Annotated in this window: 22 protein-coding genes and 2 pseudogenes; 14 read left to right on the plus strand and 10 right to left on the minus strand. The window is 73.4% G+C overall.

What is annotated here, in order from left to right; translation table 11 throughout:
- Positions 1-61 precede the first annotated feature (61 nt).
- Together GA0074694_RS19475 and GA0074694_RS19480 are read left to right on the plus strand one after the other, a co-directional pair.
- Positions 62-784, plus strand: a complete 723-nt coding sequence (locus GA0074694_RS19475) for an HAD family hydrolase (RefSeq protein ID WP_091460475.1) — start codon at positions 62-64, stop codon at positions 782-784.
- A 576-nt stretch (positions 785-1,360) separates the two neighbouring features.
- Positions 1,361-3,952, plus strand: a complete 2,592-nt coding sequence (locus tag GA0074694_RS19480) for an AfsR/SARP family transcriptional regulator (protein WP_245714800.1) — start codon at positions 1,361-1,363, stop codon at positions 3,950-3,952.
- 18 nt (positions 3,953-3,970) lie between these two features.
- On the opposite strand, the gene GA0074694_RS19485 is transcribed toward GA0074694_RS19480, so the two are convergent.
- The 4 genes from GA0074694_RS19485 to GA0074694_RS19500 all read right to left on the minus strand — a co-directional run bounded on the left by GA0074694_RS19485 (position 3,971) and on the right by GA0074694_RS19500 (position 6,170).
- Positions 3,971-4,246: a hypothetical protein gene (locus GA0074694_RS19485; RefSeq protein WP_091460478.1), complete on the minus strand. Its 276-nt coding sequence runs from the start codon at positions 4,244-4,246 to the stop codon at positions 3,971-3,973.
- 47 nt (positions 4,247-4,293) lie between these two features.
- Entirely contained in the window at positions 4,294-4,725 is a 432-nt protein-coding gene (locus GA0074694_RS19490) for a RusA family crossover junction endodeoxyribonuclease (protein WP_091460480.1), read from the minus strand.
- Positions 4,726-4,788: 63 nt separating this feature from the next.
- A complete protein-coding gene (locus GA0074694_RS19495) occupies positions 4,789-5,595 on the minus strand; it encodes a VOC family protein (protein ID WP_176738010.1) in 807 nt (268 codons plus the stop codon).
- Positions 5,592-6,170, minus strand: coding sequence for a DsbA family protein (locus GA0074694_RS19500; RefSeq protein WP_091460482.1), 579 nt, complete (start codon positions 6,168-6,170; stop codon positions 5,592-5,594). The genes GA0074694_RS19495 and GA0074694_RS19500 overlap by 4 nt, the downstream gene beginning before the upstream one ends.
- 239 nt (positions 6,171-6,409) lie before the next feature.
- On the opposite strand from GA0074694_RS19500, the gene GA0074694_RS19505 reads away from it, so the two are divergent.
- Positions 6,410-7,594: an extracellular solute-binding protein gene (locus GA0074694_RS19505; RefSeq protein ID WP_245714801.1), complete on the plus strand. Its 1,185-nt coding sequence runs from the start codon at positions 6,410-6,412 to the stop codon at positions 7,592-7,594.
- A gap of 116 nt (positions 7,595-7,710) precedes the next feature.
- On the opposite strand, the gene GA0074694_RS19510 is transcribed toward GA0074694_RS19505, so the two are convergent.
- Positions 7,711-8,469, minus strand: coding sequence for a YsnF/AvaK domain-containing protein (locus tag GA0074694_RS19510; protein WP_091460485.1), 759 nt, complete (start codon positions 8,467-8,469; stop codon positions 7,711-7,713).
- Positions 8,470-8,680: 211 nt separating this feature from the next.
- On the opposite strand from GA0074694_RS19510, the gene GA0074694_RS19515 reads away from it, so the two are divergent.
- Positions 8,681-9,079 (plus strand): DUF4190 domain-containing protein, encoded by a 399-nt coding sequence (locus tag GA0074694_RS19515; RefSeq protein WP_091460487.1) that lies wholly within the window; start codon positions 8,681-8,683, stop codon positions 9,077-9,079.
- Between the two features lie 111 nt (positions 9,080-9,190).
- A complete protein-coding gene (locus GA0074694_RS19520) occupies positions 9,191-10,510 on the plus strand; it encodes an O-antigen ligase family protein (RefSeq protein ID WP_245714802.1) in 1,320 nt (439 codons plus the stop codon).
- Positions 10,511-10,719: 209 nt separating this feature from the next.
- Here GA0074694_RS19520 and GA0074694_RS19525 read toward each other — a convergent pair whose 3' ends face one another.
- Positions 10,720-11,226 (minus strand): GNAT family N-acetyltransferase, encoded by a 507-nt coding sequence (locus GA0074694_RS19525; RefSeq protein WP_218105731.1) that lies wholly within the window; start codon positions 11,224-11,226, stop codon positions 10,720-10,722.
- 100 nt (positions 11,227-11,326) lie between these two features.
- Here GA0074694_RS19525 and wrbA point away from each other — a divergent pair, with 100 nt between their 5' ends.
- Positions 11,327-11,944, plus strand: coding sequence for an NAD(P)H:quinone oxidoreductase (wrbA, locus tag GA0074694_RS19530; protein ID WP_091460491.1), 618 nt, complete (start codon positions 11,327-11,329; stop codon positions 11,942-11,944).
- Between the two features lie 63 nt (positions 11,945-12,007).
- On the opposite strand, the gene GA0074694_RS19535 is transcribed toward wrbA, so the two are convergent.
- Positions 12,008-13,903 (minus strand): chorismate-binding protein, encoded by a 1,896-nt coding sequence (locus GA0074694_RS19535; protein ID WP_091460494.1) that lies wholly within the window; start codon positions 13,901-13,903, stop codon positions 12,008-12,010.
- 257 nt (positions 13,904-14,160) lie between these two features.
- Here GA0074694_RS19535 and GA0074694_RS19540 point away from each other — a divergent pair, with 257 nt between their 5' ends.
- The 3 genes from GA0074694_RS19540 (at position 14,161) to GA0074694_RS19550 (ending at position 18,695) form a co-directional block, all read left to right on the plus strand.
- Positions 14,161-15,555, plus strand: coding sequence for a gluconokinase (locus GA0074694_RS19540; RefSeq protein WP_091460495.1), 1,395 nt, complete (start codon positions 14,161-14,163; stop codon positions 15,553-15,555).
- A 216-nt stretch (positions 15,556-15,771) separates the two neighbouring features.
- Entirely contained in the window at positions 15,772-18,276 is a 2,505-nt protein-coding gene (locus tag GA0074694_RS19545; RefSeq protein WP_245714803.1) for a sensor histidine kinase, read from the plus strand.
- Entirely contained in the window at positions 18,276-18,695 is a 420-nt protein-coding gene (locus GA0074694_RS19550) for a roadblock/LC7 domain-containing protein (RefSeq protein ID WP_245714804.1), read from the plus strand. The genes GA0074694_RS19545 and GA0074694_RS19550 overlap by 1 nt, the downstream gene beginning before the upstream one ends.
- 111 nt (positions 18,696-18,806) lie before the next feature.
- Here the strand turns inward: GA0074694_RS19550 and GA0074694_RS19555 are convergent, their stop codons facing one another.
- On the minus strand, positions 18,807-20,321 hold the full coding sequence (locus GA0074694_RS19555; RefSeq protein WP_091460501.1) for a GH1 family beta-glucosidase: 1,515 nt from the start codon (positions 20,319-20,321) through the stop codon (positions 18,807-18,809).
- Positions 20,322-21,219: 898 nt separating this feature from the next.
- On the opposite strand from GA0074694_RS19555, the pseudogene GA0074694_RS19560 reads away from it, so the two are divergent.
- Both GA0074694_RS19560 and GA0074694_RS33025 read left to right on the plus strand, forming a co-directional pair.
- A pseudogene (locus GA0074694_RS19560) lies at positions 21,220-21,740 on the plus strand (cellulose-binding domain-containing protein); the annotation flags it as partial.
- 27 nt (positions 21,741-21,767) lie between these two features.
- Positions 21,768-21,872, plus strand: coding sequence for a glycoside hydrolase family 48 protein (locus GA0074694_RS33025; RefSeq protein ID WP_245715012.1), 105 nt, complete (start codon positions 21,768-21,770; stop codon positions 21,870-21,872).
- A 381-nt stretch (positions 21,873-22,253) separates the two neighbouring features.
- On the opposite strand, the gene GA0074694_RS19565 is transcribed toward GA0074694_RS33025, so the two are convergent.
- A complete protein-coding gene (locus tag GA0074694_RS19565; protein WP_091460503.1) occupies positions 22,254-22,949 on the minus strand; it encodes a DUF3159 domain-containing protein in 696 nt (231 codons plus the stop codon).
- 146 nt (positions 22,950-23,095) lie between these two features.
- Here GA0074694_RS19565 and GA0074694_RS19570 point away from each other — a divergent pair, with 146 nt between their 5' ends.
- Complete coding sequence (locus tag GA0074694_RS19570) at positions 23,096-23,923, plus strand: phosphatase PAP2 family protein (protein ID WP_176738184.1); 828 nt, start codon at positions 23,096-23,098, stop codon at positions 23,921-23,923.
- Positions 23,924-23,969: 46 nt separating this feature from the next.
- On the opposite strand, the gene GA0074694_RS19575 is transcribed toward GA0074694_RS19570, so the two are convergent.
- Positions 23,970-24,422, minus strand: coding sequence for a YbhB/YbcL family Raf kinase inhibitor-like protein (locus GA0074694_RS19575; RefSeq protein ID WP_091460507.1), 453 nt, complete (start codon positions 24,420-24,422; stop codon positions 23,970-23,972).
- 88 nt (positions 24,423-24,510) lie between these two features.
- On the opposite strand from GA0074694_RS19575, the gene GA0074694_RS19580 reads away from it, so the two are divergent.
- Positions 24,511-25,167: a maleylpyruvate isomerase N-terminal domain-containing protein gene (locus GA0074694_RS19580; RefSeq protein ID WP_091463418.1), complete on the plus strand. Its 657-nt coding sequence runs from the start codon at positions 24,511-24,513 to the stop codon at positions 25,165-25,167.
- Positions 25,168-25,259: 92 nt separating this feature from the next.
- A pseudogene (locus GA0074694_RS19585) lies at positions 25,260-25,676 on the plus strand (LLM class flavin-dependent oxidoreductase); the annotation flags it as partial.
- Between the last annotated feature and the right edge of the window lie 923 nt (positions 25,677-26,599).

Genomic DNA, 26,599 nt, shown 5'->3' on the forward strand with positions numbered 1-26,599 from the left:
GCGTGCGGCCCGAAACGGGGATGAGTCGGGTCGGTCCCGGCTAGTACGGTGTCCGGGCCGCATGCGGGAGGGGTGGAACGTGGACCAGGGACAGCGTCACCACGGCAGGGTGCTCGTCTTCGACGCCGACGACACACTCTGGGAGAACAACGTCCTGTTCGAGCGGGTCATCGACGACTTCCTGGGCTGGGTGGACCATCCCACCCTCGACCGGGTCGAGATCCGGGCCATCCTCGACGACATCGAGCGGGCCAACACGGTGGTCCACGGGTACGGCAGCAAGGTCTTCCTGCGCAGCCTCGCCGAGTGCCTGGAGCGGCTGCGGGAGCGTCCGGCCACCGAGCGGGAGCGCCGGGAGATCGACGACCTCGCGGCGGCCCTGGCGCACCACGAGGTGGAGTTGATGCCGGGCGTCGCCGAGACCCTCGACGAACTGGCCGGGCGGCACGAACTGCTCCTGCTCACCAAGGGCGACCCGGAGGAGCAGCAGCGCAAGCTGGACGCCTCCGGCCTGCTGCACCACTTCCGCGCCGCGCACGTGGTGATGGAGAAGGACGCGGAGACCTACCGCCGGCTGGCGCGAGACCACCCCTTCGACCCGGCGGTGGCGTGGATGATCGGCAACTCGCCGAAGTCGGACATCCTGCCGGCCCGGGCGGCCGGGATGAGCGCGGTGTTCATCCCGAACGACAACACCTGGGTGCTGGAGCACGACGAGGTGGACCCGGCCGACGACCGGGTGCTGCACCTCACCGCCTTTCCCGACCTGCTCCGGCACTTCTGAATTCCGGGATGGTGGCGGTTCCCGGCCGGGGACGTGCGATCGTAGAATCGCTGGCCACTTTCTTCAGAACTGTCACGGGTGCTGTTCCCAACCACGAGCAGCGTCGGGGCGACCGATTTTGTTACATCGACCTGCCGGTTTTCGCGGTAGACGTCGATCACCATTTCACGCGATCGGATCTCCTTGTCCGATGAATCGTTCTCTGCCTAGTCTTGGGGCCGCGTTGACGGCTCGTCGGGGTGAGCCGGAGACGCGACAGCAGTCCGGTGGTGGAGCACCGTGGAGCTGAGTGCATGCGGGCCGGCTCGCCACAGGACCCTGCACCGGGTGTCGTGCCACACCCGTGGGTCCGGTAGGCGGAAACCGCTGCCACGCCGGACGGCTGAGGTCAGGACCGGGGAGTTGCGGACCCGGTCCTGACCGATTCTATTTCCGAATCTCCTTTCCGGATTTCCTGCCGCGGCGGCGCGCGAAGGCGACCTCTTTTCCCGGTGCCCATAGTGCGGCCATAGGTGCTTGTATATACGTCATTCCTACTCTCCACTCGTCGTAACGGGCTGGTGGACGGAGAGTGATGTGAGGGCGAGGGTTCGGGGACCCCTGATCCTGGTGCTGGTGCTGGTGCTGGCCCTGGTGGCCACACTCGGCGGGGTGGTGACCATGGCGGCCCGGGACCGGCCGCAGAGCACGGCGAGTGCCGACGGGCACGACGAGGGCCTTCTGGACCAGCTCGGGAAGGCGGCCCGGAACCTGGTCGACGGCGGCTCCCGGGGCCGGACCGAGCCGGTCACCGCCGGGCTGGCGGTGCACGAGAAGGCCCTGCCGGGGAAGGTGTGGCCGGCGCAGAAGCGCGTCCGGGAGATCACCGACCGGCGTACCGCCACGAGCCGGGTGTACCAGCTCTCCGACGGTCGCCTCCAGGCGGAGATCTCGGCCGCGCCGTTGCACTACCGGGACGCGAAGGGCCGCTGGCAGTCGATCGACACCCGGGTCCGGCCGACCGGACGTGACGGCTACGTGCAGGGCAACACGACGAACAGCTTCACCAGTCTCTTCGGGAACAGTTCCGACGATCTGGTGCGGTTCGAGCAGCAGGGCCGCAGTGTCGAGCTGGGCCTGGTGGGCGCGGCGAAGGGCGTCACGCCCCGGGTCGCCGGCTCGACGGTCACCTACCCGGGTGTGGCCGGTGGCGCGGACGTCGTCTACGACGTCACCGCCACCGCGGTGAAGGAGAAGATCGTCCTGCACCGGCCGCCGGCGCCGCTCGCTTTCAAGGTTCAACGGGGGAGCGGTGACATGCAACTTCAGATTCGACTGTTGGGCACCGTGGAGCTGAGCGTTGACGGCCAGTCCGTCAAGGCGGGCGGTGCCAAGCAACGGGCGACACTCGCCGCCCTGGCCCTGGAGGCCAATCGTCCGGTGCCACTGGACCGGCTGGCCCGGATGGTGTGGGGCGACTTTCCGCCCGCCTCGGCGGTGGCGAACCTGCGTTCGCACATCTCCGCGCTCCGCCAGGCCCTCGGTGAGCGGATCATCGCCCGTTCCCACGCGTACGAACTGCGGCTCGCCGGGCTGGACGTGACGGAATTTCAGCGCCTGGCCGGGGAGGGGCGGGCCAGTCTCGCCTCCGCAGATCCGGTGACTGCGGTCCGGCAGCTCACCGAGGCACTCGCCCTCTGGCGTGGGCCTGCCGGCTCCGGCCTGCCGACCGGCACGGCGCTGGACAACCGGTGGGCGACCCTGGAGGAGCAGCGCCTCCAGGTCTTCGAGGAGCTGACCCAGGCCCGGCTGGATCTCGGCGAGCACGCCGACCTCCTCGCCGGCCTCCGTCAGCACCTGGCCGCCCACCCGCTCCGGGAACGCGCCTGGGCGCAGCTGATGCTGGCCCTCTACCGCTGTGGCGACACTACGGCGGCGCTGACAACGTACCGGGACGCCCGGTCGATCCTCGACGAGCAGCTCGGTCTCGAGCCGGGCGAGGAGCTGGTCGCCCTGCACCGGGCGATGCTCGACCGGTCACCGGACCTGACGGTGCCGGCCGGCGCGATGCCCGCCCCGACTGGCGAGTCGCCACCGGTCGGAAGGGGCGCTCCGGTGCCCAGGGAACTCCCGGCGGACCTGGTGACTTTCGTGGCGCGTACCGCTGAGGTCGCGGCCGTGGTGGCGGCCGTGACCGGCGGGACGCCGGCCGCCGTGGTCGTTTCCGGGCCGGTCGGTTACGGCAAGTCGGCCCTCGCGGTACGCGCGGCCCACACGGTGGCCGCCGACTTCCCGGACGGTCAGGTCTTCGTCGACCTGGGCTACCGGCCGACGGTGGGTGCGGAGGAGGTGCTCGGGCGGGTGCTGCGGGCGCTCGGTGTCCCGCCCGCCGATGTCAAGGAGTGCGCCGACGAGCGGGTCGGCCGGTTCCGCTCGCTGGTGGCCGACCGGCGGATTCTCCTGGTGGTGGACGGGGTCACCCGGGCCGCCCAGGTACGCCCGTTGGTGCCCGCAGGGCCCGGCCCGGCGTTGATCGTGGCCGGGCAGCGGCACCTGCCCAGTCTCGACGGGGTACCGCAGGTGACCGTCGACGGCCTGCTGCCCGACGAGGCGCGGACCCTGCTCGGCGCACTCGTGGGCCGCGACCGGCTGGACGACGATCCCCAGGCCACCACTGGCCTGCTACGGATCTGCGCCGGGTCGCCGCTGGCCGTGCGGATCGTCGGATCGCGCCTGACTGGCCGGCCGGAGTCGCCGGTCAGGGCGTTGGTGGAGCGGCTTCGTGACGGCCGGCACCGGCTCGACTGGTTGGCCTGTGACGACCTGTCGGTGCGGGAGCGGCTGGCCACCGCGTGTGCCGCCGTCCGGGCCGGGGACGAGGTGGCCGGCCGGATCGTCGAGATGCTGGGCGGTGCGCCGGACGAACCGGCGGTGCCGGACGGGGCGGCGGCGCAGCTCGGTGTCTCCCCGGCGCGGGCGCGACGGGCGTTGGAGGAGTTGGTCGAGACCCACCTGGCGAGCCGGGCCGGGTCGGACGGTTACCGGCTACCGGCCCTGGTACGCGAGTACGCGGTGGAGGTGGCCACGGTGCCCGGGCAGCGGCGGCGCGACCGGCGCGGGGAGCCGGGGCTGGCCCTGCCGGTCGCCGCTGCCCGGTGCCGGACTCAGCCCACGCCGATCGAGGGCTGAGGGTCAGAGGGCTGAGGGTCAGCCCTCGTCGCCGCGGACGATCGCCACGGCGACCCGGCAGAACTCGTCCATGTCCGGGTTGAAGCCGGCGGCGATGTCCGGGTGCAGCCCGGCGCGGGTCTCGTCCAGCAGCCGCTGGCAGACCTGCTCGACCGGCTCACCGGCGTAGTCGGCGCGGACCCGTCCGGTGGCGGCCTGCAACGCCGAGGTGAGCTGTTCCTCCAGCGGCCCGCGTAGCTTCTGCTGAACCGGGTCCAGCCCTCTCGGGTCGAGGGTGACGTGTGGCTCCGACATCGGCGCTCCCTTCGTCGGCGTCCGCGGTACCCCACCGCGGGCGTCGGTCAAACCACGGTCGGTATCTCGGCGACCCGTACCCGATAGGAGAAATCCTCCGCCGGCTCCTCGGTGTACGCCAGGCGACGGATCTGCCGGTCGTCGGTGTAGAGGGCGACGTCCACCAGCACACCCAGGTGGGCGAGGCCGATGGTCGAGACGCGCTTCTTGTCCGCGAGGACGGCGCAGACCCCACCGAGCAGGGTGCTGACGTCCGCGGTGCGGTGCCCGGGTGGGCAGCGCAGGGCCAGGTCGACCTCCACCGGCCCGGTCAGGGGCGTCCAGCCGGTGCGTTGCGCGGCGGCGCAGGCGGCCTGGAGCAGGGTGCGTACCCGGACCGCCTGCCGGTGACCGGCGGCGAGGATCGAGAGGGCCTCGGCCCGGACCGGAGGCAGGCCGCTCACCTCGAACGTCAGGGCGAGAGCGCGGGTGTCCTGCACGTCGGCACCTCCTCTGCTGGGATCCTGCCCAACCGGAGGCGCGCGGGACGGACGATTCCGCGATCATCCACCGTTCGGGCCGGCGAGGGGGCGCCGCTCAGCGCTGCGGGGCGAAGGCGCAGAACTCGTTGCCCTCCGGGTCCGCCAGGATCCACCAGTCGATGTCGTCGTCCGGTTCGCGCAGCAGGGTCGCCCGGCGTCGAGCAGCGCCGTGCAGTCGGCGCCGGTGAGGTCGACGTCCCAGTGCAGCCGGTTCTTGACCGACTTCGGTTCGGGCACCGGGGCGAAGACCCAGTACTCCCAGGGGAAGCCGGCAGCGCCGACGACCGAGGCGGCTCCGTCGCCGTCGTGGTCGACCCGTCCGCCGAGCACCCCCGCCCACCAGGTCGCCTGGGCGGTGGCGTCCCGGGCGTCGACGACCAGCTCGAACGGGCCGGGCGTGCTCTCGAACGGACCGGGCGCGGTGTCCGGCCGGGGCGCGAAGGCGCAGAACTCGTTGCCGTCCGGGTCGGCGAGCACCCACCAGGCGACCTCGTCGTCGGGCTCCCGGACCAGCCGCGCCCCGGCCGCCAGCAGGCCGCCCGGGTCGGGCCGGTCCATCCGCAGGTCCAGGTGGACACGTGTCGTGCCGGTACGCGGTTCCGGGACCCGGTTGACCCAGATCGACTCCGGTCCGGGACGGCCGGGTCGTCCGTCGACGCGGGTGTCCCCGTCGCGCAGGTCGACCAGGTCGCCGCCGAGGATCCGGGCCCAGAAGTCACCGAGGGCGTGCGGGTCGACGGCGTCCAGGCAGAGGTCCTTGAACCGGGCGAGCGGCGACTCGCCTCCCCCGGAGACCCGCTGCGGGGCCCGGCCGGGGGCGGCGGTCACCGCCGACCCCGCTTGATCTCGTGGAAGGCGGGCATCCGCACCAGCGGGAGCAGCGAGTCCCACAGCAGCAGGGCCTCGTCGGTGCCGGGGACCTCGGTCACGATCGGCCCGTGCACGCCCCGGTCGGCGTCCGGCAGGGTCAGCACCGGCGAGCCGATGTCCGGGCCCGCCGACGCGTACGCCAGCGCGTGCGACTGCCGTACCGCCTCGTCCCAGCGGTCGTCGTCGAGGGCTGGCGCGTCCGCCTGGAGACCGGCCGCCTCGACCGCCCCGGTGACCGCCGGGTCGGCCAGCGGGCTGCCGACGTCGTGGCTACGCGCGCCGAGTTCGGCGTAGAAGCGGGCGATGTCGTCGCCGCGTCCCTCGGCGCGCAGCGCCTCGACCAGCCGCAGGGCCCGGCCGGAGGCGGCGAGCGCCTCGGCGAACCGCAGGGCGACCCGCCCCTCGTTGAGGATGGCGAGGCTGAACGCCCGCCATTCGATCCGCAGGTCGCGCGCCTGACCCACGGTCACCAGCCACCGGGAGGTGCGCCAGGTGTGCGGGCAGGCCGGGTCGAAGAAGAAGGTGACGTCCATCGGCCGAGCGTAGACGCCTCCGGAACGCCCCGCAGGTCTGAGGTTTCGTCCGCTCCTGTCCGGTTATCAGGGGACCGGGATCACTCAGGTTTCGCTACGCGACGTTACGGGCAGTGAGGGGCCACGAAACGCCCGCGGGGCGACTGCGATCCGCAACCGCTGCCGTCCCGCATCGTCTCGCCGCGCGCCGGGGCGCGGTTTCCCTCCCCGGTACGGCCGTAGGAGAGGGGGAGGGGCGAATGAGCGAGCCTGACGGTGCCGGCGTCCGGCGCCGGTCCCGGGCCCGCGCGGTGGCGGTGGCCACCGCGTTGACGCTGCTGGCGCCGACCGCCGCGTGCAGTTCCGGCGGGGACGGTGGACCGCCGACGATCAACCTGTACTACCCGCCCGAGCAGAACCTGCAGAAGGTGGTCGACGACTGCAACGCCCAGGCGCAGGGCCGGTACCGCATCGCGTACCAGGTGCTGCCGCGACAGGCCGACGAGCAGCGGGTGCAGATGGTCCGGCGGCTCGCCGCGCAGGACAGCGGCATGGACGTGCTCGGCCTCGACGTGACCTGGACCCAGGAGTTCGCCAGCGCGGACTGGATCCGGGAGTGGACCGGCGAGGACCGGGCCGAGGTCGAGCGGGGCACCCTGGAGGGCCCGCTGGCGACGGCCCGCTACGAGGACAAGCTCTTCGCCGCGCCGAAGAACACCAACGTCCAGCTGCTGTGGTACCGCGCCGACCTGGTGCCGCAGCCGCCGAGAACCTGGGACGAGATGATCGAGCAGGCCCGCGCGCTGAAGGACCAGGGCAAGCCGTACCAGGTGCTCACCATGGGCGCGCAGTACGAGGGCCTGGTCGTCCTCTACAACACCATGGTCGCCAGCGCGGGCGGCGAGATCGTCAGCTCCGACGGCGAGAAGGCCGTGCTGGACGCCGGCGCGGTGCGCGCCCTCGAACAGCTCAAGCGGCTGGCCACCTCGGGGGTGGTCTCCGCGTCGTTCAGCAACGCCACCGAGGACCCGGTCCGGTTGGAGTTCCAGTCCGGCAACGGCGCCTTCCAGGTCAACCTCGGCATCCGACCGGAGCACTTCGAGGATGCCGAACTGGTCGACGACGACACCCGTCAGCGGGGCATGGAGTTCGAGGCGCCGGTCGACATCGTCGAGTCGATGGGCTCCGACAAGTACGTCTACTTCACCGTCGAGGGGGAGCGGGCCAGCGCGGCCGAGCTGGAGGAGCTGGCCGCCGACAGCGGCGCGGACTTCGCGGGAGCCGGCTCCAGTCTGGTGACCCGGCTGTCGGCCGAGTCGACGGTGACCGAGGGGGAGAACCGGCGGGTCTGGTTCAACCTGGAGAAGATCCACCTGTTCGACCCGACGAACGGGCGCAACCTCACCCTGCACGAGGGGCGTTCGGGGGGTGCGCTCGGCGGCTGAGGTGCCCTGCGCGTGCTCGGTGGCTGAGGTGCCTGCAGGGGCCCCCTGCTCACGCTTTCTGGTGAGCAGGGGGCCCCTCCTCACACCCGACTCAGGGCGCGAGGTGCCGGCGTCGGTCAGGCGCGCCGGCGACTTGCCTGCGGGATCTCGGCGTCGATCCGCTCGCGGCGTACCCGCTCGTCGATCGGCTGGTCCTCGACGACCTCGTCCCGGGCCAGCCGGACCCGCTCGACCGGGATCTGGTCCTTGCGGACCACCGGGTGCTCACGCCGCAGCGTCAGCTCCCGCTCCGCCTCGCCGATGTCCGGGCGCGCGTCCCGGTCGGCCGAGGTGATCGGCGTGCGCTCCACCCGCACCTCGTCGTGCTCGACCGGCACGGTGGTGTGCACGTCCTCGGTGACGACGTACTTGCGCAGTCGGGCGGTGCCCGCCGGCTCGCTCTCCGTGCCGACCCGCAGCCGCTCCTCGGAGCGGATGAGGTCCTGCTGGTCGTGCGCCGCACGACGCCCCTGCGGTCCCGGCTTGGGCGGCTGCGGCTTCGGCTTCGGCGCCGACTGCTGGCCCATGCCGTAGTGCGTGTAGAGCTGGGCGATCTGGTCGGCGCCCAGTGGTTCGTCGGTGCCGGCGTCGACCGTCGGCGCGCTCTTGACGGTCGCCTTGTCGTATGGCACCGACAGACGGCCCTCCTGCATCCGGGCCGTGGTGAGCGGGGCCATCGACTCGTGATGCCCCATGACACCCGTTTTCACGCTGACCCAGGTGGGCTCCCCGGCGGCGTCGGCCCACACCTGGCCCACGCTGCCGATCCGGGCGCCCGACCGGTCCTGGACGTCCTGGCCGTACAGCGAACGGATCTGCTGTTCGGTGAGATTCACTGGTCGTCCTCCTCTCGGGTTCACGGCCCGGGTACCCGGCGGGCCCCGGCCCACACCCGCCGACGCCGCCGGATCGGGCCACACCCGCCGACGCCGCCGGATCGGCCCCGCTGCTGGTGGCGGCGCACCCGGGGCCCGGACGCATAAGCGTCACCGCAACGGGGATCCGCCGCGCCGAGAGGCTTGCGGTGAACACGAGGAAAGGACAGACATGACCACGTCCAAGCGACCCGTCCGTGGCGCTCCCCGACCGCCCGACCACCCGATACAGGCCCAGCCCGCGGCTGGCGTGAAGACCAGCGCGGCGGCGACGTTCGCCCTGGTGTTCGGCGTTTCCGCGCTGATCAGCGTGCTGACCGCGATCCTGGCGACGGTCGGTCTGGTGCTCGGCATCATCGGCATCGTCCTCGGTGTGGTCGGGTTGCGGATGGCCACGCGACCCGGAGTGACCGGACGCGGGGTCGCGATCGGCGGCCTGGTGTTGAGCATCCTGGCCGTGCTGCTCGCCCTGGCCCTGGCCGCCGGCATCAGCACCTTCCTCAACAACGAGAACGCGGTCGACCGCCTCGAACGGCGGGTCACCGACCTGCGGGACGATCTGCCCCGCTGAGTCGACGTCGCCGGGGCGTGGCGGCACCCACGCCCGGCGGGACGTCCCGGTACGCCCGCCCGACGACCGGCACTGTGGTCCGGCTGTCGGGCGCGGGATAGGTTGCCTCCTGTGACCGCTCCCCGTCCGACGCCGCCGATCGGGGCCCGGCCCCCGGTCGACCCCGACGCCGAGCCGTCCAGTCGTCCCGGCCTGCCGGTCTGGCCCCTGTACCTGATGTTCGGGCTGGCGCTGGTCTGGTGGCTGCTCGGCGGGCTCTACCTGCTCTGGGCGCCGTTGGCGGTGGTGCTGGCGGCGGTCCTGCTGGTCCACGGCCGGGTACGCCTGCCCACCGGGTCCGCGCTCTGGATGCTGCTGGTGGCGCTGATCGCGCTCAGTTTCCTCCGGCTCGGCGGCAACGGGCTGGTCGGTTACGTGCTGCGGTTCGGGTTCGTGGTGGCGGCGTTCGTGGTCTACCTCTACGTCTACAACGCCGCCCGGAACGGGGTGTCGTGGCAGGCGTTGTTCCATCCGCTCTGCCTGTTCTGGCTGACGGTGGTGGCTCTGGGCTGGCTCGCGGTGATCGCGCCTAAACTCTCCCTGACCACCCCGGTCGAGATGTTGCTGCCCCGCAGCATCTCGGCGGAGCGGATGGTGCAGGCGTTGACCCACCTCAAGGCCACCGAGCACAACCCGTTGAGTCGTAACCCGTACTACCGGACGGCGGCGCCGTACCCGTACACCAACAACTGGGGCACCGGTTTCGCGGTGATGGTGCCGTGTGTGCTGGCGTACATCACGTCCTTCCGGCGGGGGCTGATGCGGACCGCGCTGATGGTGTCGCTGCCGTTGGCGCTGGTGCCGGCCTTCCTCACCCTGAACCGGGGCATGTTCGTCGGGGTCGGCATCGGGCTGTGCTACGTCGGCGTGCGCGCGTTGCTCCGTGGCGACGTGCGCATCATCGCCTCCATCGCGGGGGTGGCGGTCCTGGCCGTCCTGGTGACGTTCTTCGTGCCGGTCGGCGACCTGATCAGCAACCGGGTGGAGAACACCGACTCGACCACCGACAGGTTGGACATCTACCGCCGCACGCTCGTCGCCGTCGCGGAGTCACCGCTGCTGGGGTACGGCGCCCCGCAGTTCGTGGACACCATCAAGGTGGCGGAGCCACTCGGTACGCAGGGCCAGATCTGGCTGATCATGTACAGCCACGGCATTCCCGCGCTCCTGGCGCTGGTGCTGTTCTTCCTCGTCGTGGCGCGGCGGCTGGCCACCGCCGTCTCGCCGGGGGGTGTCTGGCTCAGTGCGGTGCCCGTGGTGGCGTTGGGGGTGACCCCGTTCTACGGCTACACCGACATCAACCTGTCGGTGATGTTCTTCGCGATCGGTCTGGCGATGGCGGCCGTCGACGGTCCGGTCAACCGGCCCAGGCTCTGGTCGACGCGGACCTGAGCGGGCGGGGTGGCCGCGGGCGTCCCCTGATCGCGCTCCGCCGGCACCCGGGCTGGCGGAGCGCGATCCCCCGTTCAGGTTTGCCGACGTGCGGTTGGTGGGTGACGTTCACCGACGTCGATGCAGAAAGCATCGCGCCGGAGGTGCCGGCCGACTGCCGCGCGGGGCGGAACGTGCGCAAGACTTGAGCACAATTCCATCGATGAAGGTCAAGGCCGGAGGTGCGTTCCGAGGGGTCGGTACATCACCAGCAGGTCCACGTAACGGCCGTCGGGGAGGTGGTAGCCCTCCGGCACCCGGCCGACCACCTCGAAACCGAGCGACCGCCACAGCCCGACCGCCCGGGTGTTGGTGGAGACCACCGCGTTGAACTGCATCCCCCGGTAGCCGTCGGCGCGGGCCAGGTCGAGCACGTGCGCGCCGAGGGCGCGGCCGACCCCCCGACCGGCGGCGGCCGGGTCGACCATGAAGCTGGCATTGGCCACGTGCGCCCCCGGCCCGGCCTGGTTCGGCAGGAGCTTCGCCGAGCCGAGCACCGTGCCGTCCTGGCCGACCGCGACGACCGTCCGGCCGGGTGGCGGCGGCATCCACATCTGCCGGGCCTGCTCCTCGGTCACGTCCCGGGGCCAGGTGAAGGTGTCCCCGGCCGCGACGATCTCCCGCAGGAAGGGCCAGATCCCCGGCCAGTCCCCGGTGTCGGCGTCCCTGATCAGCATGGCGACGAGCATGCCAGCCCCACCCGGGGACCCGCACGGCGTTTTGTGCCGGGACCACCGGGTAGTCGCCCGCGCCGATCAGCAGAAGGAGGGGCCCCTGATGGACGGCCGGATCAAGGCAGCGGTGATCTACTACAGCGCGACGGGCGTCACGTACCAGATGGCGCAGGCGGCGTGCGAGGCTGCCGGTGAGGCCGGTGCCGAGGTGCGGCTGCGGAAGGTGCGTGAGCTGGCGCCCGAGGAGGCGATCCGGTCGAACTCCGGCTGGCACGCCCACCACCTGGAGACCCAGGACGTGCCCGAGGTCCAGCTCGACGACCTCTCCTGGGCCGACGTCCTGATCTTCGGCTCGCCCACCCGGTACGGCATGGTCGCCGCACAGCTCAAGCAGTTCATCGACAGCAGCGGCCCGCTCTGGGCGCAGGGCGCGCTGGCCGACAAGGTCTACACCGGGTTCTGCTCCACCGCGACCGCGCACGGGGGCCAGGAGGCCACGCTGCTGTCGCTGTACACCGTTTTCTACCACTGGGGTGGGATCGTGGTCACCCCCGGCTACACCGATCCCAGCCAGTTCGTCGCCGGGAACCCCTACGGCGCTTCGCACACCAGCAACAACGGCGAGACCGCCCCGGACGACGTCGCGCTGACCGCGACGGCGCTCACCGCGAAGCGGGCGGTGCAGGTGGCTGCCCGGCTGCGCCAGGGCACGGCGGGATGACCGGTGACCGGTGGCCCGGACGGGGGCTCTCGACCCGTCCGGAACCACCGGTCGGGTCCTGCCCTACCCCCGTCGCGGCGAAGTATGCGCCGGTGCCGGCAGCAGGTGCCCGAGCAGGTCGGCCAGCACCGTCAGGCCGTCGGTGCTGAGGACCGACTCCGGGTGGAACTGCACCCCGGCCAGACCCGGGCCGCGCACCGCGTGCACGGCACCGTCCGCCCGGTCCCGGGCCACCTCCACCGGCCCGTACGCGGTGTCCAGCCGGTCGGTGTCGGCCAGCGCGGTGAACGTGGAGTAGAACCCGACCCGCGCGACCGTGCCGAACAGCCCCACCTCCCGCTGGAACCCCTGGTAGGGGGCTTCGCGGCGGTGCAGCCGGAGCCCGAGCAGGCCGCAGAGGAGCTGGTGGCCGAGACAGACCGCCAGGGTCGGGCGGCCGGCGTCCAGCAGGGTGCCCAGGGTGGCCCGCAGCGCCACCATCTTGTCGCCGTCGGCGCGCGGGTCACCGGGGCCGGGCCCCACCACCACGAGGTCGTGGCCGTCGACCGGGCCGGGTCGGTGCCAGGGACGCAGCTCGACGGCGAGGCCGAGCGCGGCGAGCTGGTGGGCGAGCATGCCGGTGAAGGTGTCCTCACCGTCGACGATCAACGCCCGGTGGCGGGGCGGGGTCGCCGCCGGGGCGCGCTGGTCGAGCCAGAAGCGGGCCAGCCGGCCGTTGCGGGCGGCCAGCGTGGCGCGGACGTCGGGGTCGTCGGCGAGACGGGCCACCGGCTCCGGGCCGGGCGTCGGGGCGTCCGGGCGCAGGCCGAGCGCGGCGAGCACCCCGGCGGCCTTGGCGTGCGTCTCGGCCACCTCACCCGCGGCGGTGGAGTGGCGCACCAGCGTGGCCCCGACCGGCACCCGCAGCTCGCCGTCACGGGTGAACTCGGCGGTGCGGATGAGGATCGGCGCGTCCAGTGTCTGCCGCCCCTCGGCGTCCCGGCCGAGCAGCGCGAGCACGCCGGCGTAGTAGCGCCGGCCGGTGCGTTCGTGCCGGGCGATGACCCGGCAGGCGTTCTCGATCGGACTGCCGGTGACGGTCGGCGCGAACATCGTCTCCCGCAGCACCTCCCGGACGTCCCGGGTGCCCCGGCCGGCGAGCAGGTACTCGGTGTGCGCGAGGTGGGCCATCTCCTTCAGGTACGGCCCGACCACCTGGCCGCCCCGTTCCGCCACGGTGGCCATCATCTTCAGTTCCTCGTCGAGCACCATGTACAGCTCCTCGACCTCCTTGTCGTCGGCGAGGAACCGCAGCAGCGCGTCCCGGTCGGCGACCCCGCCGGAGTACCGGAAGGTGCCGCTGATCGGGTTCATCATCACCAGCCCGTCGTCGACGCTGACGTGCCGTTCCGGGGTGGCGCCCACCAGGATCCGGGTGCCGGTGTGCACCAGGAAGGTCCAGTACGCGCCCCGTTCGGCGACCAGCAGCCGGCGCAGTGCGGCCAGGGCCGCCACCAGGGGCGGCCCCTGCACCCGGGCCCGCAGGGTGCGGTGGACGACGAAGTTCGCCCCCTCGCCGTGCCCGATCTCGTCGCGAAGCACCCGGTCGACGATCGCGGCGTACTCGTCGTCGTCGAGGTCGAACGCCGCCCCGGAGGTGACCACCGGAGTGTCCGGCAGGGTGCGCAGCGCCTCGGTCAGGGTGCTGCGCCCCTTTCCGGTGATCTCCAGACACTCCAGCGGCGTGCCGTCGTCGACGCAGGCGAAACCCCGTTCGACGATCTGCCGGTACGGGACCAGGGCGAGGGTCCGGGGGCCGGGGCCGTCGTCGGGCAGCGGGATGTCGGCGAGCCGCCCGACCGGGCGTACCGGCCCGGTGAACAACTCGAGGTGGTCGCCGCCCGCGCGGCGCAGGAGGGCGAACGGGCCGGGATCACCGCCGGCGGCCACGACAGCGGTGAGGGTGGTGAGATCGGTCATCGGGGTGGGCTCCTCGGGCCGGGGGCCGCCGGTGGGCGTCCGGGGCCGGTGGGAGCACCGGTGGCCGCCTCGGGGGCGGCCACGTGGGAAGTTAGTTACCCGCGCTCGGGGACCGCCAGGTCGGCGGCCACCAGGAGGTCAGGTGCGCGGTCACGCCCGTCAGCCTACGCGGTGACGGCGTCGCCGGGGAAGCTCGGGCTTCCCCGGCGGACGTGGTCTGGCGTCGGCGGGCGGCCGGGCGGGTACGGTGACCGGCGATGAACATTCTCGCTCTGGACCTGGGCACCTCGTCGGTGCGCGGACTCGTGCTCGACGAGCGGACCGTCCCGCTGCCCGGCGCGCTGGCCCGGCGCAAGATGCGGCTCGCGGTCGACGACGACGGCGCGGGCACGCTGGACGGCCCCGGCTACCTGGCCTGCCTCGTGGAGTGTCTGGACGAGTTGCAGGCCGCCGGGCACCTTCGCGACGTCAGCATGGTCGCGGTGAGCGCGCAGTGGCATTCGGTGCTGCCGTTGGACCCCGCCGGTGCGCCGCTCGGGCCGGTGCTGACCTGGCTGGACACCCGCCCGGAGCCACCCGCGGACCGGTCCGGACCGGCCGACGCCGAGGCGTTCCACCAGCGCACCGGCACCTGGTGGCACCGCTGCTACTGGACGGTGCGCCTGCCGTGGCTACGGGCCCGGGTGCCGGCGGTCCGGTTCGTCGGGCTGGCCGAGTACGTCCTCGGCGCGCTGCTCGGCGAGGCGCCGATGTCCGTGTCGCAGGCGTCCGGCACGGGCCTGCTCGACCTGCGCACCCTCGACTGGGACGCCGAGGCGTGCGAGCTGGCCGGCGTGCGGGGCGGGGAACTGCCACCCCTGGCCCCGGCCGGCTGGCGGGGTGGGCTGCTGCCGGAGTTCGTCCGGCGCTGGCCGGGGCTGACCGGTGCGGCGTGGAGCGCGCCGATCGGTGACGGCGCGGCGTCCAACGTCGGGTCGGGCTGTGTCGACCCCCGCCGGGCCGCGGTCACGGTCGGGACGTCCGCGGCGGTGCGACTGATCCAGCCGGCTCCGGCCGGTGTACCGCTGCCGCCCCTGCCCGGCGGCCTGTGGCGCTACCGGGTCGACCACGAGCACGTGGTCACCGGTGCCGCGTACTCCTCCGGTGGCAACCTGTTCGCCTGGGCGAACCGGGAGCTGCGGCTGCCGTCGGGCGCGGAGCTGGACGCCGCCCTGGACCGGGTCCCGCCCGACGGCGGCGTGCCGGCCGACCCCCGCTTCGGCGGCGACCGGCCGCCCGGCCTCGCCCCGGCAGCCTCGGGGAAACTGCACGGCCTGGCTTTCTCGACGACCGCCGTGGAGATCCTGGCCGGGTTGATGGCCGGGGTCTGCTCTCGGGTCGCCGACGACCTCGCCGCGATCGAGTCCACCGTGGACCAGCCGGTCGAGGTGGTGCTCGGTGGGGGAGCGGTGACCGCGTCGCCCTGGTGGCGGCGGGCTTTCGCCTCCGCGCTGGCTCCCCGTACGGTCCGGCACGAACCGAACCCGGAGATCGGCGCGACGGGGGCTGCCTTGGTCGCCCTCGGCCGGTTGGCTGATCCGGCCGACCCTACGGGCATCGGCCGGACGGATGATCAGCCGTCACCGGGGCCGGCAGGAGGATCACGTCCCTGAGTCTGTCGTCAGGCTGGACCGTTGACAGTAGGTTCTGGCCTGGTTGGATGGACTCCGCTCCCCGGCTCGCGGCGGACGCGAGGTACGTAGGAGGCGTGTGTGGGGACCGGTCCGGACCCGGCGGACAGCGCGGTGTCGAACCACCGGCGACGCCGACTCGACGTCCGGGTGGTACCACACCGACGTCGGTCCCCGTTCCGTCTGCGGGACTGGCGGATGGGGACCAAACTGACCACTGTGCTGATCATCCCGTCGGTGGCGTTCCTCGTGCTGGCCGGCGTCCAGAGCCGGGGTCTGGTCGGTCAGGCCGGCGTGCTCAACGGGTTCGCCGAGCAGGTGACGATCGGTCGGGAGATCACCGACATGGTGCACCAGCTCCAGCAGGAGCGGGACCACTCCGCGGGCGAGCTGGCGGGGACCCGCGTGAACGGCGCGGAGACGGTGCGCAGCGACCCGGTGGTTACGCTCAAGCCGTTGCAGACCGCGACGGACGCGGCGATGCAGCGGCTCCGGCGGGCCGCCGAACCGCTTGCGGACTCCGACGCGGCGTGGCGGGTGACGTACTCGGAGGTCCTGGAGGCGTACGAGCAGGTCGCCTACATCCGATCGGCGATCGCCCCGGGGGTGCTAAGCAGCGAGACGATCCTGGGCAACTACAACCGGCTCATCGACGAGCTGCTCAACCTCCTGGCCGAGCCCTCGCCGGGTCCGGACGCGCCCGCGCTCAGCGACGCGGTGCTGCGCTACGTACAGCTCGCCCGGGTCAAGGAGCTGGCCTCCCGGATCCGGGCCCAGCTCTACGTCGCCGGCCGCGCCGGCCGGTACGGGGTGGAGGACCAGGTCCTCCTGACCGACCTGCGGGCCCAACAGCTCACCGCGTTGGGTGCCTTCCGGGTGGCGGCGACCCCCGACCAGATCCGCCGCTACGACCAGACCTCACTGGACCCGGCCTTCGTGTCGGCGACCCGGCTGGAGGAGCAGAGTCTGCCGGTGGGCGGCGCCGATCCGGCCGTCCTGCCGGCCACCCAGTGGTGGGCGGCCAGCGAGCAGCGCCACGAGCTGCTGCGGCAGGTCGAGGCGGGAGTGCTGGAGGACGCGGTGACCCAGGCCGCCGAGGCGCGCGGGGCGCAGTTGCGGCAGACCCTGCTGGTGCTCGGTGCGATCGTCGCGGTGCTGCTGGTGGCACTGCTGATCTCGATGCTGATCGGCCGGTCGATCGCCCGGTCCATGCGGTTGCTACGCGGCCAGGCGCTGCGGATCGCCCAGCTCGAACTCCCCGAGACGCTGGAACGCCTGCGGACTGTCACCGGTGGGGTACCCGAGATCGAGGTCGCCCCGGCGGTGGTCCGCTCGCTGGACGAGATCGGTGAGCTGGCCGAGGCGTTCGTCGCGGTGCACCGCAGCGCGGTCAGCGTCGCGATGGAGCAGGCGGCGATGCGCCGCAACGTCAACGCCATGTTCGTCAACCTGGCCCGGCGCAGTCAGGTGCTGGTCGAGCGGCAGTTGGAGCTGCTGGACGAGTTGGAACGGGAGGAGAGCGACCCGGACCAGCTGGAGAACCTGTTCAAGCTGGACCACCTGGCCGCCCGGATGCGTCGTAACGACGAGAGCCTGCTGGTGCTCTCCGGCTCGGACTCGCGCCGCCGCTGGAAACAGCCCGTCGGGTTGGACGCGGTGCTGCTCGCCGCCGGCGCCGAGATCGAGCAGTACCAGCGGGTGCGGCACGAGTCCGTGGCCGACCTGTACGTCGTCGGGCACGCGGTGGGGGAGCTGGTGCACCTCCTGGCCGAGCTGCTGGAGAACGCCACCGCGTTCTCCCGGAAGGACACCGTCGTGCGGGTGAACGCCCGCGCGGTGGCCGACGGCGCGGTCGTCGAGATCGCCGACGAGGGACTGGGCATGAGCCCGTCGGTGCTGGCGCAGACGAACCGGCTGCTGGCCAGCCCACCGCTGGCCGACGTGGCGGCGTCCGAGCGGATGGGGCTGTTCGTGGTGGGGCACCTGGCCGCCCGCCACGACATCGAGGTGCGGCTCTGCGACGGACGGCGGGAAGGGCTGGTCGCCCGCGTGACGCTGCCCGCGGTGCTGTTGGCGCCGGCTCCCGAGCGGGACGTGCACGCCCCGGCGTCGCGGCGGATGCTGACCGCCGCGGTGGCCGGCGCGGCGGGCGCGGCCCCGGTGACCCGGCGCACCGGCCGGGGCGCGGGTGCGGCCCTGCGTCCCACCCGCACCGCCGGCATCGAGCCGGGGGGCGAGCCCCGCTCGGCCGGGCTTCCGGTCGCCGGACGGCTGCCGGACCCGGCGACCGGGCCACGACCGGTGCCGACGCGGGCCGAGGACGTCCTCGCCCCGGCGAACGGTGCGGCGGCGTCGGGAACGAGCAGCTGGTGGTCGCGGAAGGGGCCGCCGGCCGCCACCTCGGGCGTCGGGACGCCGACGCAGCCGGCCACTCCGGTGACCGGCGGGGTGAACGCACGCGGCCTGCCGGTGCGGGTGCCGATGGCGCAGCTCGCCGCGGTGACCCGGTCGGCGCAACCGGCCGCGCCGCCGCCCCGGCACGATCCGGATCCGGAGGCGGTCGGCGGCATGCTGTCCCGGCTCTACCGCGGGGTGCGCCGGGCCGAGGCCGAGGACGACACCAGGGAGATCACCATGCCGGACGACACCCGGGAGATTCCCGTGCCGCCGACCGGCGTGCGCAGCGAAGGGGAGCAACATTGATGACGCTGAGTCAAGAGGCACGTGACCTGAGCTGGCTGGTCAGCGCGTTCACCGAACGGGTGCCCGGTGTCGCGCACGCGATCGTGGTCTCCTCCGACGGGTTGCTGGTGGCGATCTCCGACCACCTGCCTCGGGACAACGCCGACAAGCTGGCCGCGGTGACCTCCGGACTGATGAGCATCACGGCCGGGGCGGCCCAGATGTTCGACGGCGACATCGTCAAGCAGACGGTGGTGGAGATGGGCCGGGGCTACTTCCTCGTCATGCAGATCCGTGACGGCTCGATCCTGGCCACTCTGGTGGCGGGGGACGCGGACATCGGCGTGGTCGGGTACGAGATGGCCCGGCTGGCCAAGCAGGCCGGCGAGATGCTGACCCCGGCGCTGCGGGCGGAGTTGCAGCAGGCACTGCCGCGCTGAGGGGCGGTGGGCCGGCGTCGGTGGGTGCCGTACCCCGGCCCGTGGCCGTGGGCCGGGGCGGCCGTGACGGGCCCGTCGCCGGTTCGCCGGACCCGTCCCCGGGAGACGCGTTCAGATCGCGTTGTCGGAGATCACCTGGCGGTACCAGTGGGCACTGCGCTTGAGGACCCGCCGCTGGGTGGCGTAGTCGACGTAGATCAGGCCCCAGCGCTGGGCGTAGCCCTGCTCCCACTCGAAGTTGTCCATCAGCGACCACACGTGGTAGCTCTCCAGCGGCACCCCGGCCGCGATGGCCCGGTGGGCGGCGGCGAGGTGGTCACGGAGGAACGAGACCCGACCGGCGTCGTCGACGGTGCCGTCGGCGGCGAGGGCGTCGGGAGTGGGCAGCCCGTTCTCGGTGACCGTGATCGGCACCGGGCCGTAGTCGCGGGTGACCCGGGTGAGGATGTCGTACATCCCGTCGGGGAAGATCTGCTGCCAGGCGGCCACCGAGGTGGGCCAGCGCCGTTCGGTTCCCCCGGTCGCGGTGACGTAGATCGGGGTGTAGTACTGGACGGCCAGCAGATCCACCGGGCTGGAGATGGCCGCCAGGTCGCCGTCGCGGATGCCGCGGGCGAGCCGGCTGTCGGGGCCGAGGTCGGCGAGGACGTCGGCCGGGTAGCTGCCGGTGAAGATCGGTTCGAGGTAGAGGCGGTTCTCGTACCCGTCGTAGAGGCGGGTCGCCTCGGCGGTGGCGACCGAGTCGTCGGCCGGGTAGCACGGGTGCAGGTTGAGCGCGGGGCCGATCCGGCTGCGGCTGCCGGTGTCGCGCAGCTGCCGGACGGCGAGGCCGTGGGCGAGCTGGAGGTGGTGGGCGACCAGGTAGGCGGCGTCGGTGTCCCGCCGGCCGGGGGCGTGGTGACCGATGATGTAGCCGTTCTGCACCACGGTCTTCGGCTCGTTCACCGTCAGCCAGGTGGGCACCTGTGCGCCGAGGGCGTCGAAGACGGTACGGGCGTAGTCGGCGAAGCGGTGGGCGGTGTCCCGGTTCTCCCAGCCGCCGGTGTCCTGGAGGGCCTGCGGCAGGTCCCAGTGGTAGAGCGTGGCCATCGGCGTGATGCCGCGTTCGAGCAGGCCGTCGACGAGGCGGCGGTAGAAGTCGAGACCGCGCTGGTTGGGCGCGCCGGTGCCGTCGGGCTGGACGCGTGGCCAGGCGACGGAGAAGCGGTAGCTGCGCAGCCCGAGGTCGCCCATCAGGTCGAGGTCGGCGGGGTAGCGGTGGTAGTGGTCGGCGGCGACGTCACCGGTGTCGCCGCCGTGGGTGCGGCCGGGCGTGCGGCTGAAGGTGTCCCAGATCGATTCGCCCCGGCCGTCGTCCTTGGCCGCGCCCTCGATCTGGTACGCCGAGGTCGCCGCGCCCCAGCCGAAGTCCGGTGGGAACTCCAGGCCGAGCCGGGCGTCGGCCGCCGTGTGCCGCGTGGGGTGGGTGTCGGTGAGCGCGGCGGTGCCCGGTGCGGGATCCGGGAGGGGGACGTCCCCGGCGGGCTCGGTGGCCGCCGGGGCGACCGGGGTCGCGGTCAGCTCGGCTCCGGCGGGAACACCGGCGGGGGCGACGCTTTGCGACGGGCACTGCGTGACTATCGACATAGGACGTTCTCCTCGTGGATGGGGCCCCGCCACCGAGCGACCGGGAGCGCTCCCAGCGTAGGGCAGGGTGAGTCGGCCGCGCTGCGCCCGATGGCTCCGGTGCCGGTCGCGGCAGGTGGGGGCGGGGCGGGATCGCGGCGTGGCGGATCGTGCGGGAACCGATCCGGGCGGCAACAGCGAGCGAGGCCGTCCGGGCGGCGCGCGCGCCAGTCCCGTCGGCCTCTTTTCCCTGCGTGGGTGGGGGTCTAGTGTGTGGGGACGGGGAGGGCAACCCCCGTCCCCACTTCTGGTGCATGTGCACGTACGAGCGGAATGGGCGTCCTGTCGTACGTGCCGCGCGGGAGCCGGGCGACGCGAGTGGCTCTGGTTCACCTCCCTTCACTGTGAATGAGATCCGGCTGGCGGCGGAGTCCGGGCTGGCCCGCCGTCAGCCGTCGGGCTGTGCCGGACCATTCCCGGGAGAGTGGTCCGGAGTGGACGAGTAGCGGGTGAGCATTATCGATGGAAGCGCTCCCATCGATAATGCCGACTGTAACGCTCGTCACCGCTTTGTGAAAGTCCCCAAATGAGATCGACACAATGTGGGGCGCCTGGCTGCGGCGATGCGTGCCGGCCATCGGCCGTTCACTCCCGGTCTTGTTACGGGAGCGCTCCCATGCCACACTGCGACTACGCGGAGCCAGAACGCGCGAGCGGGTCGCCGAGGGCAGCCGGTCATCGACCGGACGGCACCCCGACGGCGGGACGGGCGACTCGCTCTCCGTCCCCGTAGCCCGGTCCGGGCGGGCCGACCCCATCACCGCGCCTCCCACCCCCGCGCACCTGTCGCGTGGAGGCGCCCGCCGCGGGCCCCACCGGCCCCGGCCTGGTCCGAGGAGACATCGCGCTCATGAGACAACTGGCCAGACGTCGCCGCCTGGCGATGCTCGCCGCCACCACGCTGGCCATCGGCGGGGTCGCCCTGCCGGCCGGCGTCGCGCAGGCCGCTCCGGCCTGCGACGTGGTCTACGCGACCAGCGACTGGAACAACGGCTTCACCGCCAACGTCACCATCAAGAATCTCGGTGACCCGATCAACGGCTGGACGCTGAAGTTCACCTTCCCCTCCGGCCAGCAGCTCCTCCAGGGCTGGTCGGCCAGGTGGAGCCAGTCGGCACCGAGGTGACCGCCACCAACGAGTCGTACAACGGCAGTCTGCCGACCGCCGCGTCCACCAGCATCGGTTTCAACGGCAGTCACACCGGGACCGACACGAAGCCCACGTCGTTCTCGATCAACGGGGTGACCTGCGGCGGGGTCGGCAACCCGCAGCCGCCGACGGTGGCGCTGTCCGTGCCGGCCGGGCCGTTCGAGGCGCCGGCCGACGTGCCGCTGAGCGCGACCGCCAGCGACCCGGACGGCACCATCGGCAAGAACGACCCCGACTGGCCGAAGGTCGAGGCGTACCTGAAGGGCGGCCCGGAGCTCACGTTCAACTACCACCGGTTCTGGGCGCAGGCCGACGTCGCCATGGCGTACGCCGACTACGGCCACCTGTTCCCGAACGGCTGATCCACCGGGTGGGCGCTCTGGCGTCCGCCCGGGTCACCGGCTCTCCCGGGTGGACGGTGTCCACCCGGGAGCAGGACCGGGCCGACGAGGGGAACAGCGGCCCGGTCCACGCGGGACGCCCGACTTCCACCCCTCGGGCGGTGGTGGGCCGGCCGGTCGGCACAGTGCCGGCCCGCCACACCCGTCCCGAGGCGTCGCGTCCTTCCCGCGGGGCGGAAAACCTGCCGGATGCGGGGGGACAGGAAGCCCGCGACGGAGTACCGTAGGTCGCGGAGAGGCCGCTCCCCCCGTGGCGGCCTCTCCCTTTTCGGTCACCGGCCTCCTCACGAACCCCTGACCGCGAGATCGCCGCCCGGTCCACCGGGGACCGGGGAGGACGCCTCAGGGACGGGTCGGGCCCGCGTCCGGCGGTACGACCGGGTGCCGCAGCCCCGGATGCCCGGCCGGCAACGACCGGCGCACCACGAACCAGCTCGCCGCCAGCACCGCGGCCACCAGTGGCCAGGACAGCACCACCCGGGCGACCGCCAGCGCGACCACCTGCCCACCGAGGTACAGCGGCAGGAAGACGGCCACCCGCAGCGCGTACGACGCCGCCCACGCCCAACTGCCCCGACCGTACGCGCGCAGCAGCGCCGGGTCCCGCCGCCAGCGGGTCCGCTGCCCCAGCGCCAAGCCGACCAGCACGCCGAGCAGCGGCCAGCGCACCACGATGCTGACCACCCAGGCCAGCGCGCTGGACACGTTGGCGAGCACCTGGAGCAGGAAGAAGTCGGTCGCCCGACCGGTCCGCAGGGCGATCAGCGCGGCCACGCAGACCGCGAGCAGCCCGATGAGCACCGACCGGGGCCGGTCGCCCCGGCGCAGCCGCCACCCGGCGACCGCCGTCCCGGTGAGCAGCGCCGCGAGGACGCCGCCCCACAGCGAGTCCCCACCCAGCAGCCATCCCACGCCGAAGGCGAGCGGGGGCAGGGTGGCGTCCACCGCTCCCCGGCGCCCGCCGAGCAGGTCGGCCAGGGACTCCGGCCCCGGCTGGTCAGGCGCGGGCGGCCGATCGGTCTGTGGTGTACCGGTCACCGTCACCTCCTGCTCGACACCGTCCCAACCTAGCGCCGAGCCGTCGTCGGCCCACCGGTCGGGCCGACCGGACGAGGCGCTACCGTGTCCGGGTGCGAGGGTCGGCGAGGGTCTGGACCGGGGCGTGGCTGGTGCTGCTGGCGGTCATGCACGTCCTGGCGCTGCTCACGATCTGGCGGCTCGCCCTGCACACCCAGACCGGCCAGTGGCTGGACACGGTCGCGCTGACCGGTAACCAGATCGGGCAGGACCGCATCGACGAGCCCGTCGACCGGGTGCTCGACGCGGTGTCCGTGGTGTCCCTGCTGGCGGCCACCGCGGTGATCGGGTTCATCGCGCTGCTGCGCCGGCGGATCGCCCTGGCGGTCACCGCCACCGCGCTGGTCGTCGGCGCGAACGTCACCACCCAGCTGCTCAAGTACGGCCTCGACCGGCCCGAGTACGGCATCGACCCGCAGCGGGCCGAGGTCGGCAACAGCCTGCCCAGCGGGCACGCCTGCGTGGCCGCCTCGGTGGCGGTCGCGCTGGTCCTCGTCCTGCCCCGCAAGGTCCGGGTGCTCGGTGCGTTCCTCGGCGCCGGGTACGCCGCCGTGAACGGGGTGGCCACCCTCTCGGCCGGCTGGCACCGCCCCAGCGACGCGGTCGCCGCGTTCCTGGTCGTGGGCGGCTGGGCGGCTCTCGGCGGGCTGCTGCTGTTGTTCACCCAGCGGGAGCAGGCCCAGGTCGAACCGGCCGACTCACACCGCACGCCGGCCCTGGTGCTGGGCATCGCCGGCCTGGTCGCGATCATCGTCGCGACGGTCGCGCTGGCCTGGCTCGACGGCCAGCCTGAGGCGCCGGTGAGCGATCTCAGCCGGCGGCCCCTCTTCGTCGGGTACGCCGGCAGCGCCGCCGGCATCGTCGGGGTGATGGGTGTGGTGATGGCGTTGGTGCTCGCCTCGGTGCACCGGCTGGTGCCCCGGGTCAAGGGCTGACCACCGCCGGGCCGACCCGCCCGGCGGTGTCGCGGACGGACGCGAATCAGCGGTAGAAGGTGCCGACCGTCGTTCCGCTGGCGATCTCCTGACCGGCGAGCGCGCGGTGCACGTCCGGCGCGTGCGGGGTCGCCGGCAGCTCCAGCGCCCGGTCCAGCGCGTACAGGCGGAAGAAGTACCGGTGCGCCTCCTCGCCCGGCGGAGGGTGCGGCCCGGACCAGCCCGTCTCGCCGAAGTCGTTCGGCCACTCCCGGCCGCCCACCGGCACCGCGCCCTCGTCCGTCCCGCCGGAGGCGGGGTCGATCCCGGTCACCAGCCAGTGCAGGAACGGTGTCCTCCCGGCGTCCGGGTCCTCCACCAGCAGCACCAACTCACGCGTCGAGTCGGGGACCTCGGCCCACTGCAACGGCGGCGACACGTTGCCGCCGTCCCGGGAGAACCGCCCCGGCAACAGGTCGTGGTCGTTGAACGCCGTGCTGCGCAGCATGATGCCGGCCATCGCACCTCCCCTTCCTCGTCCGGCCGCGGGTACCCGCCAGGTCCCCGCCGAAACGGCGTGAGAGGGTACGCCGGTGACCCCGGCGCAGATGGCGTTCCGCGACGAGTGCGCGCAGCTCGGCGCGGTCCTGCGCACGCTCGACGACGGCGACCTCGACCGGCCCACCGGCTGCCCGCCCTGGACCGTCCGGGAACTCCTCGCGCACGTGCGCACCGGCGTCGGCCGGCTCACCGGCATGCTCGCCGCTCCCGCCCCGCCCCGGGCGGAGGTCGACGCCGCCGACTACTTCGGGGCGGCCAAGTTCACCCCGTCGGTGGACGCCGACCGGGTCGCCGACGCCCGTCGGGAGGCCGCGGCGCTGCCCGGCCGCGACGTCCTGGCCGCCGACTTCGACCGGGCCTGGCGGGCCACCGACGCCGCCGTCCGTGCGCAGCCGCCCGGACGGTTGGTCCGCACCCGGCACGGCGACGCGATGACCCTGGCCGACTTCCTGACCACCCGGGTGGTCGAAGTCGGTGTGCACGGCCTCGACCTGGCCGCCGCGCTGGGGCGTACCCCCTGGTTGACCCCCACCGCGGCGGAGGTCGTCGCCGGGCTGCTCACCGGCGGCCGGGAGATCCCCGCAGGTCTGGCCTGGGACCGGTTGACCCTGGTCGAGCGGCTTGCCGGGCGGTCCCCGCTGACCGAACCGGAACGGGCCCTGCTGGCCGCCGCCGGGTTCCGGAGGCTTCTCTTCGCCGGCTGACCGGCCCGGTCGGTGCCGTTCCGGGCCCTCGGAGGATCTTGCCGTCACCGGGGTCTCGGCGGGACGATCGTCCGGTGACGAATCGATGGGGTATGACGGTCCCGCTCACCGGTGTGCCGCTGGCCGACCACGCCGCGGTCTACGCGGCCCTGGACCGGGCCGGGTTCACCGACGTGTGGTCCGCCGAGGTCAACGGCACCGACGCGGTCACGCCGCTGGCGCTCGCCGCCGCCTGGCAACCCCGGTTACGCCTCGGCACGGCGGTGACGCCGGTGTTCACCCGGGGGCCCGGGCTGCTGGCGATGAGCGCGGCGTCGCTGGCGGAGGCCGCACCCGGACGGTTCAGCCTCGGCATCGGCGCGTCCTCCCCGACGGTGGTGCGGGACTGGAACGCGGTGCCCTTCACCGAGCCGTTCCGGCGCACCCGGGACATGCTGCGCTTCCTGCGGGCGGCACTGCGCGGCGAGACGGTCGACGAGGTCTACGACACGTTCACCGTCCGCCGGTTCGGGCGGAACGCCGTGCGCTGGTGGGCCGAGAAGGGGAGCGGCGGGCGGCGGGGCGCCGGGCGGGACGCCGGTGCGCGGGGGCACACCGGCGGGCGGTGCGCTGACCGGGGAGACCAGGTGCGGCGGCCCGCTCGTCGGCGGCTCGCCCGCCGGGTCCAGGTGCGGCGGACCACCGACCGGCGCGTACGGGGCACCGCTCACCGGCGACGCGTACGGTGCCCCGCTGGTCGGAAGGTTCGGCGGGCCGCTGACCGGCGAGATCCCGGCCGCCTGCTGTGGTACGGACGCCTGCCTGCCGCCCGACGCCCCGTCCACCGGCCGTGGTACCTCATCCGACGTACTGATCTGCCGAACCTGCACCGTCGGCTCGTCCCACTCCCGGGCCGGCAAGGGCCGGGGCGCTCCGTGCGCCGGCTCTGGCCGTGGTGGGCTGTCGGCCGGACCAGCCGGCGCGTGCGGTGACGTCGTCGGGTGGCGCGGTGCCCCACCGGATGCCGGCCCACTGCCCGTCGCCGGGACAGGGGCAGGTGGTCCGAGCGGAGCGGACGGCGCCGCCGGGGGCCCGGACGGCGCCGGCGGCGCGCTGCGGGGGCGCGGGACGGTCCGGCCGGTGGAATCCCCGGCGGGCGGTACGGGCGGCGCGGGCGGCGTGGGCGGGGGGACGGGGTGCGCGGGAGGCGTGTCCGGCGTCGGCTCTCCCTGGTGCCGGGCAGGGATCGGCGTCGTCGGTAGCTCCGGTGGCCGAGGTACGGGAAAAGTCGGAGACGGGGGCGGCCACGCGACGCCGGCCGGAGCCGGGACGGCGACCTCGGGTTGGCGGGGGGTGGGAACGGATGGCAGGGCGACCGTCGGCTCCCCCCGGCCCGGTATCGCCGGAGTGGCCGTGGCCAGGCCCAGGTAGGCACGCGCCGTGTGGACCGCCG

The organism is Micromonospora inyonensis (genome assembly GCF_900091415.1).
Taxonomy (GTDB): domain Bacteria; phylum Actinomycetota; class Actinomycetes; order Mycobacteriales; family Micromonosporaceae; genus Micromonospora; species Micromonospora inyonensis.

Excerpts from the sequence above, each read along its gene's own strand:
- GA0074694_RS19545 (WP_245714803.1), top strand. The coding sequence starts at position 15,772 with ATGGGGACCAAACTGACCACTGTGCTGATCATCCCGTCGGTGGCGTTC.
- GA0074694_RS19575 (WP_091460507.1), bottom strand. The coding sequence starts at position 24,422 with ATGGCCGGCATCATGCTGCGCAGCACGGCGTTCAACGACCACGACCTG.
- GA0074694_RS19580 (WP_091463418.1), top strand. The coding sequence starts at position 24,511 with ATGGCGTTCCGCGACGAGTGCGCGCAGCTCGGCGCGGTCCTGCGCACG.
- GA0074694_RS19485 (WP_091460478.1), bottom strand. The coding sequence starts at position 4,246 with ATGTCGGAGCCACACGTCACCCTCGACCCGAGAGGGCTGGACCCGGTT.
- GA0074694_RS19500 (WP_091460482.1), bottom strand. The coding sequence starts at position 6,170 with ATGGACGTCACCTTCTTCTTCGACCCGGCCTGCCCGCACACCTGGCGC.
- wrbA (WP_091460491.1), top strand. The coding sequence starts at position 11,327 with ATGGACGGCCGGATCAAGGCAGCGGTGATCTACTACAGCGCGACGGGC.
- GA0074694_RS19550 (WP_245714804.1), top strand. The coding sequence starts at position 18,276 with ATGACGCTGAGTCAAGAGGCACGTGACCTGAGCTGGCTGGTCAGCGCG.
- GA0074694_RS19535 (WP_091460494.1), bottom strand. The coding sequence starts at position 13,903 with ATGACCGATCTCACCACCCTCACCGCTGTCGTGGCCGCCGGCGGTGAT.
- GA0074694_RS19540 (WP_091460495.1), top strand. The coding sequence starts at position 14,161 with ATGAACATTCTCGCTCTGGACCTGGGCACCTCGTCGGTGCGCGGACTC.
- GA0074694_RS19570 (WP_176738184.1), top strand. The coding sequence starts at position 23,096 with ATGCACGTCCTGGCGCTGCTCACGATCTGGCGGCTCGCCCTGCACACC.
- GA0074694_RS19525 (WP_218105731.1), bottom strand. The coding sequence starts at position 11,226 with ATGCTGATCAGGGACGCCGACACCGGGGACTGGCCGGGGATCTGGCCC.
- GA0074694_RS19505 (WP_245714801.1), top strand. The coding sequence starts at position 6,410 with ATGAGCGAGCCTGACGGTGCCGGCGTCCGGCGCCGGTCCCGGGCCCGC.
- GA0074694_RS19515 (WP_091460487.1), top strand. The coding sequence starts at position 8,681 with ATGACCACGTCCAAGCGACCCGTCCGTGGCGCTCCCCGACCGCCCGAC.
- GA0074694_RS19555 (WP_091460501.1), bottom strand. The coding sequence starts at position 20,321 with ATGTCGATAGTCACGCAGTGCCCGTCGCAAAGCGTCGCCCCCGCCGGT.
- GA0074694_RS19475 (WP_091460475.1), top strand. The coding sequence starts at position 62 with ATGCGGGAGGGGTGGAACGTGGACCAGGGACAGCGTCACCACGGCAGG.